General features: G+C 64.2%; 13 protein-coding genes. 6 read left to right on the forward strand and 7 right to left on the reverse strand.

The features are described 5' to 3' along the window. Positions 1–112: 112 nt before the first annotated feature. Positions 113–1,411, reverse strand: a complete 1,299-nt coding sequence (locus GVL04_RS21425; protein WP_159708292.1) for an ATP-binding protein — start codon at positions 1,409–1,411, stop codon at positions 113–115. Positions 1,412–1,710: 299 nt separating this feature from the next. On the opposite strand from GVL04_RS21425, the gene GVL04_RS21430 reads away from it, so the two are divergent. Beyond that, a complete protein-coding gene (locus GVL04_RS21430; protein WP_235036388.1) occupies positions 1,711–2,817 on the forward strand; it encodes an FG-GAP-like repeat-containing protein in 1,107 nt (368 codons plus the stop codon). Between the two features lie 16 nt (positions 2,818–2,833). Here the strand turns inward: GVL04_RS21430 and GVL04_RS21435 are convergent, their stop codons facing one another. Continuing rightward, positions 2,834–3,595 (reverse strand): SDR family NAD(P)-dependent oxidoreductase, encoded by a 762-nt coding sequence (locus GVL04_RS21435; protein ID WP_159708296.1) that lies wholly within the window; start codon positions 3,593–3,595, stop codon positions 2,834–2,836. Between the two features lie 4 nt (positions 3,596–3,599). Next, positions 3,600–4,517, reverse strand: a complete 918-nt coding sequence (locus tag GVL04_RS21440) for a fumarylacetoacetate hydrolase family protein (RefSeq protein WP_159708298.1) — start codon at positions 4,515–4,517, stop codon at positions 3,600–3,602. 140 nt (positions 4,518–4,657) lie between these two features. Between GVL04_RS21440 and GVL04_RS21445 the strand changes: the two genes are divergently transcribed. The 5 genes from GVL04_RS21445 to GVL04_RS21465 are packed head-to-tail and all read left to right on the forward strand — an operon-like array spanning position 4,658 to position 9,379. Beyond that, a complete protein-coding gene (locus GVL04_RS21445) occupies positions 4,658–5,962 on the forward strand; it encodes an L-fuconate dehydratase (protein ID WP_159708300.1) in 1,305 nt (434 codons plus the stop codon). Then, positions 5,959–7,266 (forward strand): alpha-L-fucosidase, encoded by a 1,308-nt coding sequence (locus tag GVL04_RS21450; RefSeq protein WP_159708302.1) that lies wholly within the window; start codon positions 5,959–5,961, stop codon positions 7,264–7,266. Before GVL04_RS21445 ends, GVL04_RS21450 begins: the two co-directional genes overlap by 4 nt. After that, positions 7,259–7,573: an L-rhamnose mutarotase gene (locus GVL04_RS21455; protein WP_159708304.1), complete on the forward strand. Its 315-nt coding sequence runs from the start codon at positions 7,259–7,261 to the stop codon at positions 7,571–7,573. The genes GVL04_RS21450 and GVL04_RS21455 overlap by 8 nt, the downstream gene beginning before the upstream one ends. Next, on the forward strand, positions 7,570–8,523 hold the full coding sequence (locus GVL04_RS21460) for an aldo/keto reductase (protein WP_235036389.1): 954 nt from the start codon (positions 7,570–7,572) through the stop codon (positions 8,521–8,523). Before GVL04_RS21455 ends, GVL04_RS21460 begins: the two co-directional genes overlap by 4 nt. Then, positions 8,516–9,379, forward strand: coding sequence for an amidohydrolase (locus GVL04_RS21465; RefSeq protein WP_159708308.1), 864 nt, complete (start codon positions 8,516–8,518; stop codon positions 9,377–9,379). Before GVL04_RS21460 ends, GVL04_RS21465 begins: the two co-directional genes overlap by 8 nt. 13 nt (positions 9,380–9,392) lie before the next feature. On the opposite strand, the gene GVL04_RS21470 is transcribed toward GVL04_RS21465, so the two are convergent. The 4 genes from GVL04_RS21470 to GVL04_RS21485 form a co-directional block, all read right to left on the reverse strand. Continuing rightward, positions 9,393–10,064: a FadR/GntR family transcriptional regulator gene (locus GVL04_RS21470; RefSeq protein ID WP_159708310.1), complete on the reverse strand. Its 672-nt coding sequence runs from the start codon at positions 10,062–10,064 to the stop codon at positions 9,393–9,395. Between the two features lie 199 nt (positions 10,065–10,263). Then, positions 10,264–11,772, reverse strand: a complete 1,509-nt coding sequence (locus tag GVL04_RS21475) for an amino acid permease (protein WP_159708312.1) — start codon at positions 11,770–11,772, stop codon at positions 10,264–10,266. A gap of 126 nt (positions 11,773–11,898) precedes the next feature. Continuing rightward, the gene (locus GVL04_RS21480) at positions 11,899–13,332 is read right to left on the reverse strand and encodes an aspartate ammonia-lyase (protein WP_159708314.1); all 1,434 of its coding nucleotides are present in this window, start codon (positions 13,330–13,332) and stop codon (positions 11,899–11,901) included. 14 nt (positions 13,333–13,346) lie between these two features. Next, positions 13,347–14,315, reverse strand: a 969-nt coding sequence (locus tag GVL04_RS21485) for an asparaginase (protein WP_159708316.1), incomplete at its 5' end; no start/stop codon positions are given.

The raw sequence follows: 14,315 nt of genomic DNA on the forward strand, positions 1-14,315 counted from the left end.
AAAGATTACCGGTGCCCTTGCCCCCGCGCCGAGATCGCGGGAATGCGTCGAGATCACCCGGAAGATTCCGGCGATCCCGCAGCGTTCCGGCGAACTCGAGGAAAGGCAGCCCCTAGACCCGGCCCAGCACGTCGATGTCTTCCAGGAAGTCCTGGTGCACCTCCGGGCTCACGGTCGTCCGGGTGTCGGCGATCGCGTCGAGGTAATCCTGGGTGACCGGTCCCTTACGTCCGTTGGACGCAAGACCGGAGCCGCCGTCGTCGTACACGGCCTTCTCCAAAGCACGCTGGGAGGCGCTGCGGGCGGCGAACTCGATGTCTGCGGGCGAGAAACCCTCGGTCCGCTCCACAAGCTGCGCGATGTCCACCGAATCCACCACCGTGGCGGGGATGAATCGCTGCCACATGGCCTCGCGGGCGTGGACGTCGGGCAGGCCGATGGGGATCACGTAATCAAAGCGGCCGTGGCGCAGGAACGCAGTGTCCAAGGCGCGGATGAAGTTGGTGGCGCACACCAGCAAACGGCCGGGTTGCTCGCGGAAGGCCGGGATGATTTTGAGGAGCTCGTTGGTGACGCCCTGCAATGGCGACGGCGGATCCCCGGCGCGCTGCGACGCGATTTCCTCGACCTCGTCGATGAACACCACGGCGTGCTCCAGTTCGGCGATTTCCAGGAACGTCTCGCGCAGCGCACCGGCCAGGCCCTTGGGATCAGCGGCCAAACGCGAGGGGAAGACCTCAACGAACGGCCACTCGAGCCGTGAAGCAATGGCCTTGGCGAAGGTGGTCTTGCCCGTGCCTGGCGGGCCGAACAGCACGACGGCGCGCGGCGGGACCACACCGTATTCGTCGGCGAGATCGGCCTCGGCCAGCGGAAGCACCAAACGGCGTTCCAGCAGTTCCTTCTCACGCCGCATGCCCGCCACGTTCTCCCAGAGATCCCGCGCCAGAATCCGCCCGCCCAGCAGCCCCAACGCACCAAGCTCCTGCCGCTGCACGGGAATGGTCCGTTCGAAGTAGCGAAGGTTCTTCTTCACCACGAAACCGCGGCCCAGGAACGCCTCTACGCGCGTCTCGGTTTCCGGCATCAGCGCGGACAGCTTGTTCAGGCCGTGAGGAGCCATGCGGTTCTCGACGGCGGACAGCAGCGAGGTGCCGATGCCACGGCCGCGGAATTCGGTGAGGGTGGCCAGGAAAACGATCCAGCCTTGGTCGTGCGCGGCGCGACCCACTGCGGCGCCAACTACTTGATCACCCTGCACGGCCACCACCGCGTGGTCCTTTTCACACGATGCCAGGACCTCGGACAACGCGTAGACGGGTTCCACGCCATCGGCCTTCAGTGATTCCCACAGGTGCAGGATGCCGTCGAGGTCGGACGAGTGGAAGTCCCTGATGCGCCAGTTGCTCATGGCTGTGTCTCCTGGGTTTGCTAAGTGAGTCGCCGTTGATTCCTTGTGGTTGAGCATAGGCGAACCGTCAGGGCAGGACGTTGCGGGCCAGTTGCGTTACGCAATGGAGGTCACTGTGGGAATCAAACGCACGACGGGGAATCAAACGCACGACGGGGAATCAAACGCACGACGGCGGCCTGTCGCCGCCCGCGTTCGTCCCGCCGTCGGGGGCGCCTCCTAGGATGGGCGCATACGGCACCTGTCGAGGGAGAATCGTGGGCCTGTTTTGCGGGAAAAGAATCAGCGCGGCAGGAACCATGGCTGCGTTGCTGGTGGGCACAACCTTGGCGCCGGCCGCGCACGCAGCAGACGCCCAGGATGTGAAAGTTTATGGCCATCCGATCGTGGGCGCGGTCCTGTCCGTGGAAGGTGCGCCGGCCTACTTCGCCAACTGTGGTGGGAGCGGCGAGTCCAGCTATTCCATCCAGTGGCTTCGGGACGGCGAACCCGTGGAAACCAGTCCGCCCTATTCTCCATACCTCTATCCCTTGGAAGCTGATGACCTTGGCGGCCGGATCTCTGCGATCGCCACTGGCTCGCCTACCAACTGCGCCGGCCAGGAAGTCGTCACCGGCGAGTCGGAAGAGATCCGCAAAGAACCAATGCGGGCGGAAGGCTTCACCGGCCGGGGCGTGTTTGAGCTGATGGCCCGCAGGCACGACGGAACGCTCATGATGTACCTGGGGAGGGACGAGGTCCAAGGTTGGCAGGAAACCCGGCAAGTAGGCCCTGGATGGGACGCGTTTACCAGGATCTTTGCCGCCGGCGACTTCACCACTGACGGCATCACCGACCTCATGGCCACCGATGGTTCCGGGACGCTGTACCGCTTCCAAGGAACGGGTGACGGCGGGTTCTATACCTTCCGCTATGCCGTGGGCTGGGGGTGGAACAGCATCGACAAAGTGGTGGGTCCCGGCGATTTCAACGGCGATGGCCTCAATGATCTCTTGGGCAGTGAGGCGAACGGGGATCTCTACGTCTTCCCTTCGCATCCGTGGGGCGGTTGGAGTCCCAGGGTGAAGGTCGGCCAGGGCTGGGACGTCATGGACCTCCTGATCGGTCCCGGCGACTTTGATGGCGACGGCAACGTCGATGTCCTGGCCAAAGACAAGGCCGGAGGACTCCATCTCTACGGCGGAGACGGCGCAGGCGGATGGACCAGCTCACGCCAGATCGGGCAGGGCTGGAATGCGCTGACCAATATCGGCAGCGCGGGCGACTTTAACCGAGATGGCTTCAACGACATCCACGGTGTTAATGCGGCGGGTGAACTGGTGATGTACTACGCCGACGGCCGCGGTGGTTGGAAGGGCGCAGAAACCGTTGGCTGGGGCTGGCAGATCTTCAGCGGGCTCTACTGATCCAGCCCCACGCCGGTTACTGAGCCGGCCGCAACCGCAAACCCTGCATGCCGCCGTCGACCGCCAGGGAGGTGCCCGACGTCGAACCTGACAGCGGGCTGGCGAGGTACGCGACGGCGCCGGCCACCTCCGTAGGGTCAACCATCCGGCCGTGGGGCTGGCGGGCGTTGAGGGCGGCGCGCTCGCCGGAGGGATCAGCCGCCGAATCGAGCAGTCGGCCCACCCACGGTGTGTCCACGGTGCCGGGGTTCACGCAGTTCACGCGGATGCCCTCACGCACGTGGTCAGCCGCCATGGCGAGCGTCAGGGACAGGACCGCGCCTTTGGACGCAGAGTAAAGCGCCCGTTGCGGGAGCCCTGCCGTCGCCGCAATGGAACAGGTGTTCACGATCGCGGCAGCCGGCGACTCACGCAGATATGGCAGGGCTGCCCGGCTGACCCGGGCGATTCCCACAACGTTGACGTTGAGGACGCGCAGCCATTCGTCGTCGTCGTTCGCTGCGATGTCACCTTGCGCGCCGATGCCGGCGTTGTTGATGACGATGTCCAGCCGGCCGAACTGCTTGGCAACGCCTTCGACGGCGGCACGCACCGAGGCGTCATCGGCAACATTGCACTGCACACCAAAGTGCGGACTGGTTTCCGGGGCGAGGTCGAGGACCGCCACCTGCGCACCTCCGGCCGCCAGTCGGTCCGCGATGGCCGCTCCGATCCCGGAGGCACCGCCGGTCACCAGAGCTGCGAGGCCTTCGAATTCCCTGCCCACCGAGGTTGCCATCGGATCAGGCGGTGGTGCTGGCGAGGGAAACGGCCCGCGCAGCGCCTGGGCCGGACTGGGCGCGGAAGTACTCCTGGCGCTGGCGGCCCAAGCCGTCGATCTCAAGTTCCACCACATCGCCCGGCTGGATGAACGGGAACCGCCCGGACAGCGCAACGCCCTCCGGGGTGCCGGTGATGATCACGTCGCCCGGCTCCAGAACCATGTACTGGCTGAGGTGGTGGACGATCGTGGCGGGGTCGAAGATCATGTCCGAGGTACTGGAATCCTGGCGGGCCTCTCCGTTGACCAGGGTCTGGAGGCGCAGGTTGCTGGCGTCCACATCTGAGGCGGGAACCAGCCACGGGCCCAGGGGAGTGGAGCCGGGGAGGGACTTGCCCTTGGTCCACTGTCCGGCAGCGCCGGGGATCTGATATTCGCGCTCGGAGAGGTCGTTGGCCACTGCGTAGCCGGCGATGCAAGCCTCAGCCTCCGAAACAGAGGAAAGGTATGACGCTTCGCGGCCGATCACGATTGCCAGTTCCACTTCCCAGTCGTACTTTTCCGACGACGGCGGGATGGGGGCGGCGTCGAACGGGCCGGCGATGGTGTTGCTGGGCTTGAGGAAGACCACGGGAACCTCGGGCGGTGTCGCACCGGATTCTGCAGCGTGAGCCGTGTAGTTGAGGCCGATGGCCACCACGGCACCGGGGCGCGCAACGGGAGCGCCGATGCGCAGGCCTTCGGCTGGGATTTCCGGGAGTTCCCCTTTATTCAGGGCCTCACGGGTACGTTCGATGCCGTCGGAAGCGAGGAAACCGCCGTCGATGTCGTTGGTCAAGGGCGTAAGGCTGAAGTACTTCTCGGTGCCGTCGGCGTCCTGGGCGATGACGGCCGGTTGTTCGTTTCCGGCCGTGCCCAGCCTGGCGAATTTCAAGGTCATGGCTTCCTCCGTGCGTTCGGGACTAACATCCGAGCTCTAGTGTGCTGTTTTCACCCATAATACGGAAATGTGACCCATTGACAAGGCAGACATCGGATGTTTAGGCTCGGTGAAGAATCGTGACGCACTTCAGGAGCCGCATGAGCACCATTACCGCAGTGGATACGTTCGACATCCGCTTTCCCACATCCCTTGAATTGGACGGCTCGGATGCCATGAATCCGGACCCCGACTACTCCGCCGCCTACTTGATCATCCGCACCGACGCGGGGGACGGGCATGAGGGCCACGGCTTCGTGTTCACCATCGGGCGCGGCAACGAGGTGGAAACAGCGGCGCTCGATGCCCTCCGCGGGCACATCGTTGGCCGGACAGTTGAGGAGCTGCTCAGTGACATGGGCGCCACCTGGAAACTGTTGGCCCACGATTCCCAGCTCCGCTGGCTCGGGCCGGAGAAGGGGGTCATTCACATGGCCATCGGTGCCGTGGTGAATGCCCTGTGGGACCTGAAGGCCAAACGCGCCGGGGTGCCCCTCTGGGAGCTGCTCGCTGGAATGACTCCGGAAGAGCTCGTGGCACTGGTGGACTTCCGCTACATATCGGACGCACTCACCCCTGACGAGGCGTTGGAGATACTTCGCGCCGCCGAGCCGGGAAGGGAAACACGCACAGCGGCTCTTCGTGCCGAGGGTTACCCCGCATACACCACGACGCCGGGCTGGTTGGGTTACAGCGACGAGAAACTGACGCGGCTGGCCAAGGAAGCCGTGGCCGACGGATTCACGCAGATCAAGCTCAAGGTTGGAGCCTCGTTGGAGGATGACATCCGTCGGGTCCGGGCTGCGCGCGAAGCTGTTGGCCCGGATATCAGGATCGCCGTGGACGCCAACCAGCGCTGGGATGTCCAGGACGCCATCGACTGGATGGCCCACCTGGCCCCCTACGACATTGCCTGGATCGAGGAGCCCACCAGCCCGGACGACATTCTGGGCCATGCAGCCATCGCCCGCGGCGTTGCCCCGATTCCCGTGGCAACCGGGGAACACGTCCAAAACAGGGTGGTGTTCAAACAGATGCTCCAAGCCGGATCACTCCAGGTCCTGCAGATCGACGCTGCCCGGGTGGCAGGAGTCAACGAGAACATCGCCATCCTCCTGCTCGCCGCCAAGTTCGGCGTGCGGGTGTGTCCACACGCCGGCGGGGTTGGGCTGTGTGAGGCCGTGCAGCACCTGTCCATGTTCGACTACATCGCTGTGTCAGGGACCAAGGAGGACAGGACCATCGAATTCGTGGACCACCTCCACGAACACTTCATCACACCCGTAGTTGTCCACAGCGGCGCGTACTGGCCGCCGTCGGCTCCTGGGGCCGGCAACGAAATGCTCCGTGAAACACTGGCCGCGTACAGCTTTCCTGACGGCCCTGTATGGAAGGAAACCCGTTGATCCAGCACGCACCTTGGTTCGAAGAAGCACGCTTTGGGATGTTCGTGCACTGGGGCCTTTATGCGCTCCCGGCTCGGCACGAGTGGGTGATGAACCGGGAAGAGACCACAGTGGAGGAATACTCCCAGTACTTCCGGCGCTTTGACCCGGATCTCTACGATCCCCGGGAGTGGGCCCGCGCCGCCCGGGAAGCAGGGATGAAGTACGTGGTCCTCACCACCAAGCACCACGACGGCTTTTGCCTGTGGGATTCAGCCCTGACGGAGTACAAAGCCACCAACACGCCAGCCGGTCGTGATCTGATCACGCCCTATGTGGAAGCACTCCGGGCCGAGGGACTGAAGGTCGGTTTCTACCACTCCCTCCTGGACTGGCACCACCCCGACTTCACCGTTGACGGGGTACACCCGCAACGCAACGCGGCCGACGTCGAAAGCTTGAACAGCGGACGTGACATGGCCCGCTACCGGGACTACCTGCATGGCCAGGTGCGGGAGCTCCTGAGCAACTACGGCACCATCGACTACCTGTTCTTCGACTTCTCTTACACAGGCGGACACGAAGAGGATTACTGGGGTGGCAAGGGTCGCAAGGACTGGGACTCGGAAGCGCTGCTCGCCATGGTGCGGGAGCTGCAGCCCGCAATCATCGTCAATGACCGGCTGGATATACCGGGAGACTTCGTCACGCCGGAGCAGTACCAGCCCGCTGGCCCCATGATGCTCGACGGCGAACCGGTCGCCTGGGAGGCTTGCCAGACTCTCAACGGCAGCTGGGGCTACGACCGGGACAATTTGAATTACAAGTCCGTGGACCTGCTCATCCGCATGTTGGTGGATGGGGTGTCCAAGGGCGGCAACTTGCTGCTCAATGTCGGGCCGACGGGCCGGGGCAGCATCGATCCCCGGGCGCTCGCTTCCTTGGAGGGGATTGGAGAGTGGATGAAGCTGCACTCCCGCGCCATCTACGGTGCCGGGGCTTCGCCGTTTACGGCCCCAGCGGATGCCCGCTACACCCAGCGTGGCGACCGGCTGTATGTCCACCTCTTTGCGTGGCCGTTCGAGTACGTTCATCTGCCCGACCTGGCTGGCAAGGTTGAGTATGCGCAATTGCTGAACGATGCCTCGGAGGTCTTCCTCAAAGAGGTGGACCCCGGGCAGCAGGCGATGAACATGACACCGGGCGGCCAACCCCCGGGAACGCTGACCATCAAGCTGCCTGTTCAACGCCCCGACGTTGCAGTTCCGGTGTTGGAACTGTTCCTGAAGCCCGGGACCGCGGAGCCTGAGGCATCCCATGGCTGAGAGCATCGCCCTTCACACAAAGCTTAAGCAGGGAGCCGAAGAGGAATACGCCGACGCCCACGCGCACATCCCGCCTGAACTGGTGGCGGCGCTCAAGGACGCTGGGGTCAGGAACTGGCGTATTTGGCGCAGCGGGCTCCACCTCTTCCATGTGGTGGACGTCGACGACTACAAATCGATGCGCCACGCGCTCGCCGATCACCCTGCCAATGTGCCGTGGCAGGCTCGAATGGCTGAACTTTTGGAGGTCCAGGACGATTACTCAGGGGAGGATGAGGGTATCCAGAAGGTATGGGAGTTGCCATGAATGCCGAATCACTGACGCCACTTAGTCTGGGCAAGCTCGGTTTTGGCGCGGCCGGGATCGGGAACCTGTACCGTGCCATCCCCGATGGGGAAGCGCTCGCCACCGTCCTGGCTGCCTGGGACGCCGGGATCCGTTACTTCGACACCGCGCCCCACTACGGCCTGGGCCTGTCCGAGCAGAGACTGGGAGCCGTCCTTCGGGACAAGCCGCGGGACGAGTTTGTCGTTTCCACCAAGGTGGGCCGTCTGTTGGAACCCAACGCCGCCGGTGGACAGGACCCCGAAGGTTTCGATGTCCCAGCCACCACCAGGCGGGTATGGGACTTCTCCGAGGCCGGCATTCGGCGCAGCATCGAAGAATCCTTGGAGCGCCTCGGCCTGGACCACGTGGACATCGCGTATCTCCACGATCCCGATGTCCACGACCTCCAAGCGGGAATCTCCCAGGCGCTGCCAGTACTTGAAAAGCTGCGGTCCGAGGGACTGATCAAGGCAATCGGCGTGGGCATCAACTCGGCCGAGGCTGCGCTGGAATGCGTCGAAGCCGCTGACCTCGACCTTGTCATGCTCGCCGGACGCTACACCCTGCTTGAGCAGCCCAGCGTCCCGCTGCTTGAGCGCTGTGTGGAGCGCCGCACCGGCGTCGTCAGTGTTGGTGCTTTCAACTCCGGATTGCTGGCCCGTCCGGAAGTCCCCGACGATGCCCATTACAACTACGATCGGGCACCGAAAGCACTGGTGGAGCGGGCACGCCACCTGGCGGCCGTCTGCCGCGACTTTGGCGTGGAACTTCCGACGGCGGCCCTCCAGTTCCCGCTGCGGCATCCCGCCGTGGTGAACGTGACAGCCGGAGCCAGCGCTCCCGGGCAAGTCGCCACCAACGCGGCCCGGATGGAGTCGGACGTGCCCGAAGAGCTGTGGGACGCGTTGGAGGCAGCCGGGCGTGATTGATTCGCACCTGCACCTGTGGACCTTGGACACCTTCGTCACCGGCGGAGTGCGCCCTTATTCCTGGCTCGGTCCGCAGCACGGTGCCCTCTTCCGCAGCTACGGCGAGGATGAGGCCCATGAGTCGCTGGTTGCCGCAGGTGTCAGGGGAACCGTCTTGGTGCAGGCCGACGACACAGAGGCCGACACCGAGGCCATGCTGGCTGTGGCCGCGCGGAATTCCTGGGTACTGGGAGTGGTGGGTTGGGTGCGGCTGGAGTCACCGACCGAGGCCGCCGAGCAATTGGCCCGTTTCGGCGCCCAGCCCGTTTTCAAGGGCGTCCGGCACCTGATTCATGAGGATCCCCGGGCTGACTTCCTCCACCTGCCGGCTGTTCGCGAGTCGCTGGCGATGGTGGCAGGTCGCGGGCTCGCCTTCGATGTCCCGGATGCGTTTCCCCGGCATCTGGGGTCAGCAGTCCGGCTGGCCCGAGAGATGCCCCAACTGACCGTAGTGCTCGATCACCTGGGCAAGCCCCCTCTGGCTGACCCCGGGGCCATGGACCCGTGGCGCGCCGACTTCCGTTCTCTTGGGCGGCAGCCGAACGCCGTGGCCAAGCTTTCCGGGCTTCACTTGCCGGGTGTTGAGTACTCGGCGGACAGGTTGCGGCCCTTGTTCGAATCAGCTCTGGAGACCTTCGGCCCGGAGCGCTTGATGATCGGCGGCGACTGGCCGGTCAGCACGCTCGGGGCGCCGTATGGGCGGACCCTGGATGTCTTGCTGGAACTCGTTTCCACGCTGAGTCCGGCCGAACAGGACGCCGTGCTTGAAGGAACAGCGATCCGGACCTACGGCCTTGCTCCGCGCGCTGGCACTTAGAGCGCGAGGAAAGTTAGAGCGCCTGCCGCAACCAGTTCTCCACGCCGCTGATGTGCACCGTAACCAAAGCCCGCACCAGTTCGGCGTCGCCGCGTTCCAGCGCGTCCGCGATTGCGTGGTGCTCGGCCAAGGTGTGCGCCACGGCCTTTTCCTGGGTCAGCCCACGCCAGATCCGCGCCCGCACGGTGCTGCTGGACAGGGCTTCGAGGAGGCTGCCGAGGTAGTCGTTTCCTGCGGCTTCGGTGATGATGCTGTGGAATTCGAGGTCATGGGCCACGAGTTCTTCGACGTCCGTGTTCTCGTCGATGCCGTCCATGGTGCTTCGGAGGGCCAGCAGTTGCTCGGGTCCGATTTTGCCCGCCGCCAAGTGTGCGGTGGCCGGTTCCAGGATTCGTCGGACCTCAAAGAGTTCAAGAATGGATCGATCCTGGTGCAGATCAACCACAAACGCCACGGCTTCATTGAGCAGCTTGGCGTCGAGGCTGGTCACGTACGTTCCGTCGCCGCGGCGTACATCCAGCACCCGGATCAATTCCAGGGCCTTGACCGCCTCGCGCAGTGAGCTCCTGGAAAGGCCAAGCCGCTCGCTCAGTTCCTTTTCCGGCGGAAGTCGGTCGCCGGCCTTGAGTTCCCCGCGGATCAGCATGTCTTTGATCTTGCTGATCGCCTCGTCTGTGACAGCCATGGACCAATAGTAGCCACGAATGATCCGATGTCTGTTTCCGCCGCGTCCGCACCCAACTAAGTCGCAGCTGAGGGCGTTTAGAGCCCTCTAAACGCCCTCAGCTGCGACCTACTTGGGCGCGTTAACCGACGACGGCGACACCCGGGTTCCGCTGTTGCGGAACTTGGGTGCCGCCGTCGGGCGATGTTTGGTGCTGCTGTTACTTATCGCCGCCGGGGAGCGGGCGATTGGCGATAACCGGTGCGCTGCCGGTGTAGCCGTCGCGCGTGGCAGCGAGTTCGTGGATCTGCTTGCGGCACAGGAACCAGCCCCAGACCATGAGTCCGCAGGCAACCGCGGTGACCAGCATGGTGAGCGGGGACTCGATGAACACCATGATCAGGACACCCAGCAGGAAGACCAATGACAGCCAGCCCGTGTAGGGGGCACCGAACAACCGGAACGACGGTCGCTTCAACCAGCCCTTGTCGGACCATCGCTTGAGCTGCATCTGGCAAAGGACGATCGTGGCCCAAGTGACGATGATGCCCACAGAAGCGACGTTCAGGACGATTTCGAAGGCATCGGACGGAACCAGGTAGTTCAGCGGAACGCCGAGCAGGGAAACGCCGGCGGTGATGGCGATGCCACCGTACGGGACGCCTGCCTTGTTCATGCGCTGCGCGAACTTCGGGGCGGAGCCTGCCACTGACATGGAGCGGAGGATGCGGCCCGTGGAGTAGAGCCCGGCATTCAATGAGGACAGCGCGGCGGTGAGAACCACGAGGTTCATGATGACGTCCACGCCCTCCACACCGATGGAGCCAAAGAACGTCACGAAGGGGCTCACGCCCTTTTCGTAGGAGGTGTACGGGAGCAGGAGTGCCAGGAGGATGACTGAGCCAACGTAGAAGACAGCGATGCGGAAGACCACGGAGTTGATGGCCTTGGGCATGATCTTCTCCGGGTTGGCAGTTTCACCCGCAGCGGTTCCCACGAGCTCGATCGAGGCGTAGGCGAACAGCACGCCCTGCATGAGGATGATCATGGGCAGGATGCCGTTCGGGAAGACACCGCCGTTGTCCGAGATGAGGCTGAAGCCGACTTCCTGGCCATCCACCGGCGTGCCGAAGATGACGAAGTAGGTGCCGACGAGGAGGAAGGCCACCAGCGCGGCCACCTTGATCAGCGCGAACCAGAACTCCATTTCGCCGAAGACCTTCACGGACACCAGGTTGAGGCAGAGGACTACCACCAAGGCAATGAGTGCCCAGGCCCACTGCGGAACGGCGCCCATCCAGGCGATGTACTTGCCGAAGAAGTTCATGTACAGGGCCACTGCGGTGATGTCCACGATGGTGGTGGTGGCCCAGTTGATCCAGTAGAACCAACCCGAGACGAATGCTGCCTTCTCGCCGTAGAACTCACGGGCGTAGGAGACGAAAGATCCCGACGACGGGCGGTGGAGAACGAGTTCACCAAGAGCGCGGAGAATCAGGAAAGCGAAGAAGCCACAGACTGCGTACGCGATAACAAGGGACGGGCCGGCCGCATTGAGCCGGCCACCGGCGCCCAGGAACAGGCCGGTGCCGATGGCGCCGCCGATCGCGATCATCTGGATCTGGCGGGGCTTGAGGTCCTTGTGGTAGCCGGAGTCCTCCTGGTGGAGGGCCCTTTCGCTGGCGTGCGCTTGGGCCGGGACCGTGTGGTCCGTGATGGGATTGGTCATTGGAATCCTTAGGAGTGTCCTGTTGGGGGTGTCCTGGGCGCGTCCGGTCGGGGATCCGGGCACGCAAGACAGCGCCTCGTGGCGGTATGCCTCATCGGGCGGGACGGCTGACTGAAGCCGCTGGGCTTAGTGGTCAGTTTCGACCTGTTTGCTGAGATTTGCCAGACGTTCGGGGCTGAGAAGTTCTTCCAACTGGGCTGCGGTCAGCAGGCCATGCTCCAGAACGAGCTCTGCCACACCCTTGCCCGTTGCCAGCGCCTCCTGGGCGATAGCGGTGGCGGAGGCGTAACCGATATGGGGGTTCAATGCCGTGACGAGACCGATCGACTGCTCCACGGTAAGCCGTAGCCGTTCGGTGTTTGCGGTGATGCCCCGGATGCAGCGTGCCGTAAGGGTGCGGCACGCTGCTTCCAGGTGGGAGATGCTCTTGTGCAGGCTGTGCACAATGATCGGTTCGAAGGCGTTCAGCTGAAGCTGGCCCGCCTCCGCGGCCATGGTGACGGTGACATCGTTGCCGATGACCTCGTACGCCACCTGGCTGACCACTTCCGGGATCACCGGATTGATCTTGCCGGGCATGATCGACGAGCCGGACTGCACAGCCGGAAGGTTGATCTCGCCCAAACCCGCACGCGGTCCGGAGGACAGCAGGCGGAGGTCGTTGCAAATCTTGGAGAGTTTCACTGCCACGCGCTTGAGGACGCCGGACAGGTGCACGAAGGCTCCCACGTCTTGGGTGGCCTCGATGAGGTCGGCGGCAGTGAGAAGGGGAAGGCCGGTGATTTCGGCCAAGTGGCGGCAGGCAGCTTCGGCGTAACCGACCGGGGCATTCAAGCCCGTACCGATTGCGGTGGCACCAAGGTTGATCTCGTGGATCAGCATGTGGGACTCGTCCAGGCGTGCCCGGTCCTCGCCGATGGTGACGGCGTAGCCGCCAAACTCCTGGCCCAAGGTCATAGGTACGGCGTCCTGGAGCTGGGTGCGGCCCATCTTGACCACGGTCCTGAATTCGCGGCCTTTCTCGGCGAAGGCCACCTCGAGTTCTTCGAGTGCCAGGAGGAGTTCCTTGACGGAGAAGATCGTGGCGAGGTTCACCGCCGTCGGGTAGACGTCATTGGTGGACTGGCTCAGGTTGACGTGGTCGTTCGGGTGCAGCTTGGAGTAATCCCCCTTGGGGTGGCCAAGGATTTCCAGTGCACGGTTGGCGATGACCTCGTTGGCGTTCATGTTTGAGCTGGTGCCAGCGCCGCCTTGGATCACGTCCACCATGAACTGCTCATGGAGCATGCCGTCCATGATGTCCTGGCAGGCCTGCTCGATGGCATCCGCCCTTTCGGCATCCAGGAGGCCAAGCTCATGGTTGGTGCGGGCCGCAGCTTGCTTCACTGCAGCCAAACCCCTGACGAGGTGCTTGTTGGTGGAGAGTGGCTGCCCGGTGATGGGGAAGTTTTCGATGGCGCGGAGAGTGTGGACGCCCCAGTAGGCATCCGCGGGTACATCGCGGTCACCCAAGAGGTCGTGTTCGGAACGGAGCGGGATTGCCTGATCGACGCTGGTCATAGCTGTCCTTGGTTTTAGTTGCTGAAAATTTGGGCCGCGCGGAGCTCGCCGACCGGAAGGCCGCCGCCCAGCACGGGTGGGCTCTGAAGCGTGTCCAAGCTGCCGCCGTCGACACCCAACCGGCGAAGAACCTCAATGGTGACAGGCATGCGGGCGCGATCACCGCCGTCGGAAATCTTTACTGCCAGGCCGGTGCCGTCGGGGAGGCCAACCAGCTGGAGGCCCTCAAATCCGTCCTTCGCGAGCAGGCCGGGAACGGCACGCATGAGCGCAGTGACATCGCGGCCCTCGCCGGCCACCATTTCCGGGAAGCGGCGCATGGCGTGGGCAACTTTGCCTTCGTCAGTGCTTTCGTTGGCGGCCGCGAGGCGGCCGTAAGCGCGGGCCATGCCGTGCAGCGAGTGTGCGAAGAGCGGGGTCCCACAGCCGTCAGTACTCACTGCGGCCGCTTCCTCCCCGGTGAGTTCGGTGATGGTGTCGCGGACCAGGACCTGCAACGGATGCTCGGGGTGCAAGTACCCCTCCACAGGCCAGCCGTTGATCACGCAGACGGCGGTCATGGAAGCGTGTTTGCCGGAGCAATTTTGTGCGATCTGGGTAGGGCCATTGCCCGCGCGGAGCCATTCCTCGCGCTCAGCGACGCCGTACGGCAGGTCCGTGCTGTTGCCCAAGGCGCCATCGGTGAGGCCGTGCAGCTTCAGAATTTCGGTGGCGCCTTCGCGGTGCATCTGCGCGCCGGAGTGGCTGGCGGCGGTGAGGGCCAAGAGGTTTTCCGGGACGTCCAGGCCGGCCTTGAGCAGGGCTACGGCCTGCAACGGTTTCAGGCTTGAGCGCGGGTACATCGGGGCGTCAGGTTCGCCGGCCTCCACTGCGGTGGTGCCGTTTGCTCGGAGCGCGATCAGCGATCCGTAGTGGATGCTCTCCACCAAACCGTCGCGGGTTACCTCGACGAGGGGGACATGCTGGGGGGCTTGGTGCGCCGG

The organism is Arthrobacter sp. 18067, assembly GCF_902706295.1.
GTDB lineage: Bacteria > Actinomycetota > Actinomycetes > Actinomycetales > Micrococcaceae > Arthrobacter.

What these genes read in the sequence shown, in the direction of transcription:
- GVL04_RS21425 (WP_159708292.1), bottom strand. Translation starts at nt 1,411, where the DNA reads ATGAGCAACTGGCGCATCAGGGACTTCCACTCGTCCGACCTCGACGGC.
- GVL04_RS21430 (WP_235036388.1), top strand. Translation starts at nt 1,711, where the DNA reads ATGGCTGCGTTGCTGGTGGGCACAACCTTGGCGCCGGCCGCGCACGCA.
- GVL04_RS21435 (WP_159708296.1), bottom strand. Translation starts at nt 3,595, where the DNA reads ATGGCAACCTCGGTGGGCAGGGAATTCGAAGGCCTCGCAGCTCTGGTG.
- GVL04_RS21440 (WP_159708298.1), bottom strand. Translation starts at nt 4,517, where the DNA reads ATGACCTTGAAATTCGCCAGGCTGGGCACGGCCGGAAACGAACAACCG.
- GVL04_RS21445 (WP_159708300.1), top strand. Translation starts at nt 4,658, where the DNA reads ATGAGCACCATTACCGCAGTGGATACGTTCGACATCCGCTTTCCCACA.
- GVL04_RS21455 (WP_159708304.1), top strand. Translation starts at nt 7,259, where the DNA reads ATGGCTGAGAGCATCGCCCTTCACACAAAGCTTAAGCAGGGAGCCGAA.
- GVL04_RS21460 (WP_235036389.1), top strand. Translation starts at nt 7,570, where the DNA reads ATGAATGCCGAATCACTGACGCCACTTAGTCTGGGCAAGCTCGGTTTT.
- GVL04_RS21470 (WP_159708310.1), bottom strand. Translation starts at nt 10,064, where the DNA reads ATGGCTGTCACAGACGAGGCGATCAGCAAGATCAAAGACATGCTGATC.
- GVL04_RS21475 (WP_159708312.1), bottom strand. Translation starts at nt 11,772, where the DNA reads ATGACCAATCCCATCACGGACCACACGGTCCCGGCCCAAGCGCACGCC.
- GVL04_RS21480 (WP_159708314.1), bottom strand. Translation starts at nt 13,332, where the DNA reads ATGACCAGCGTCGATCAGGCAATCCCGCTCCGTTCCGAACACGACCTC.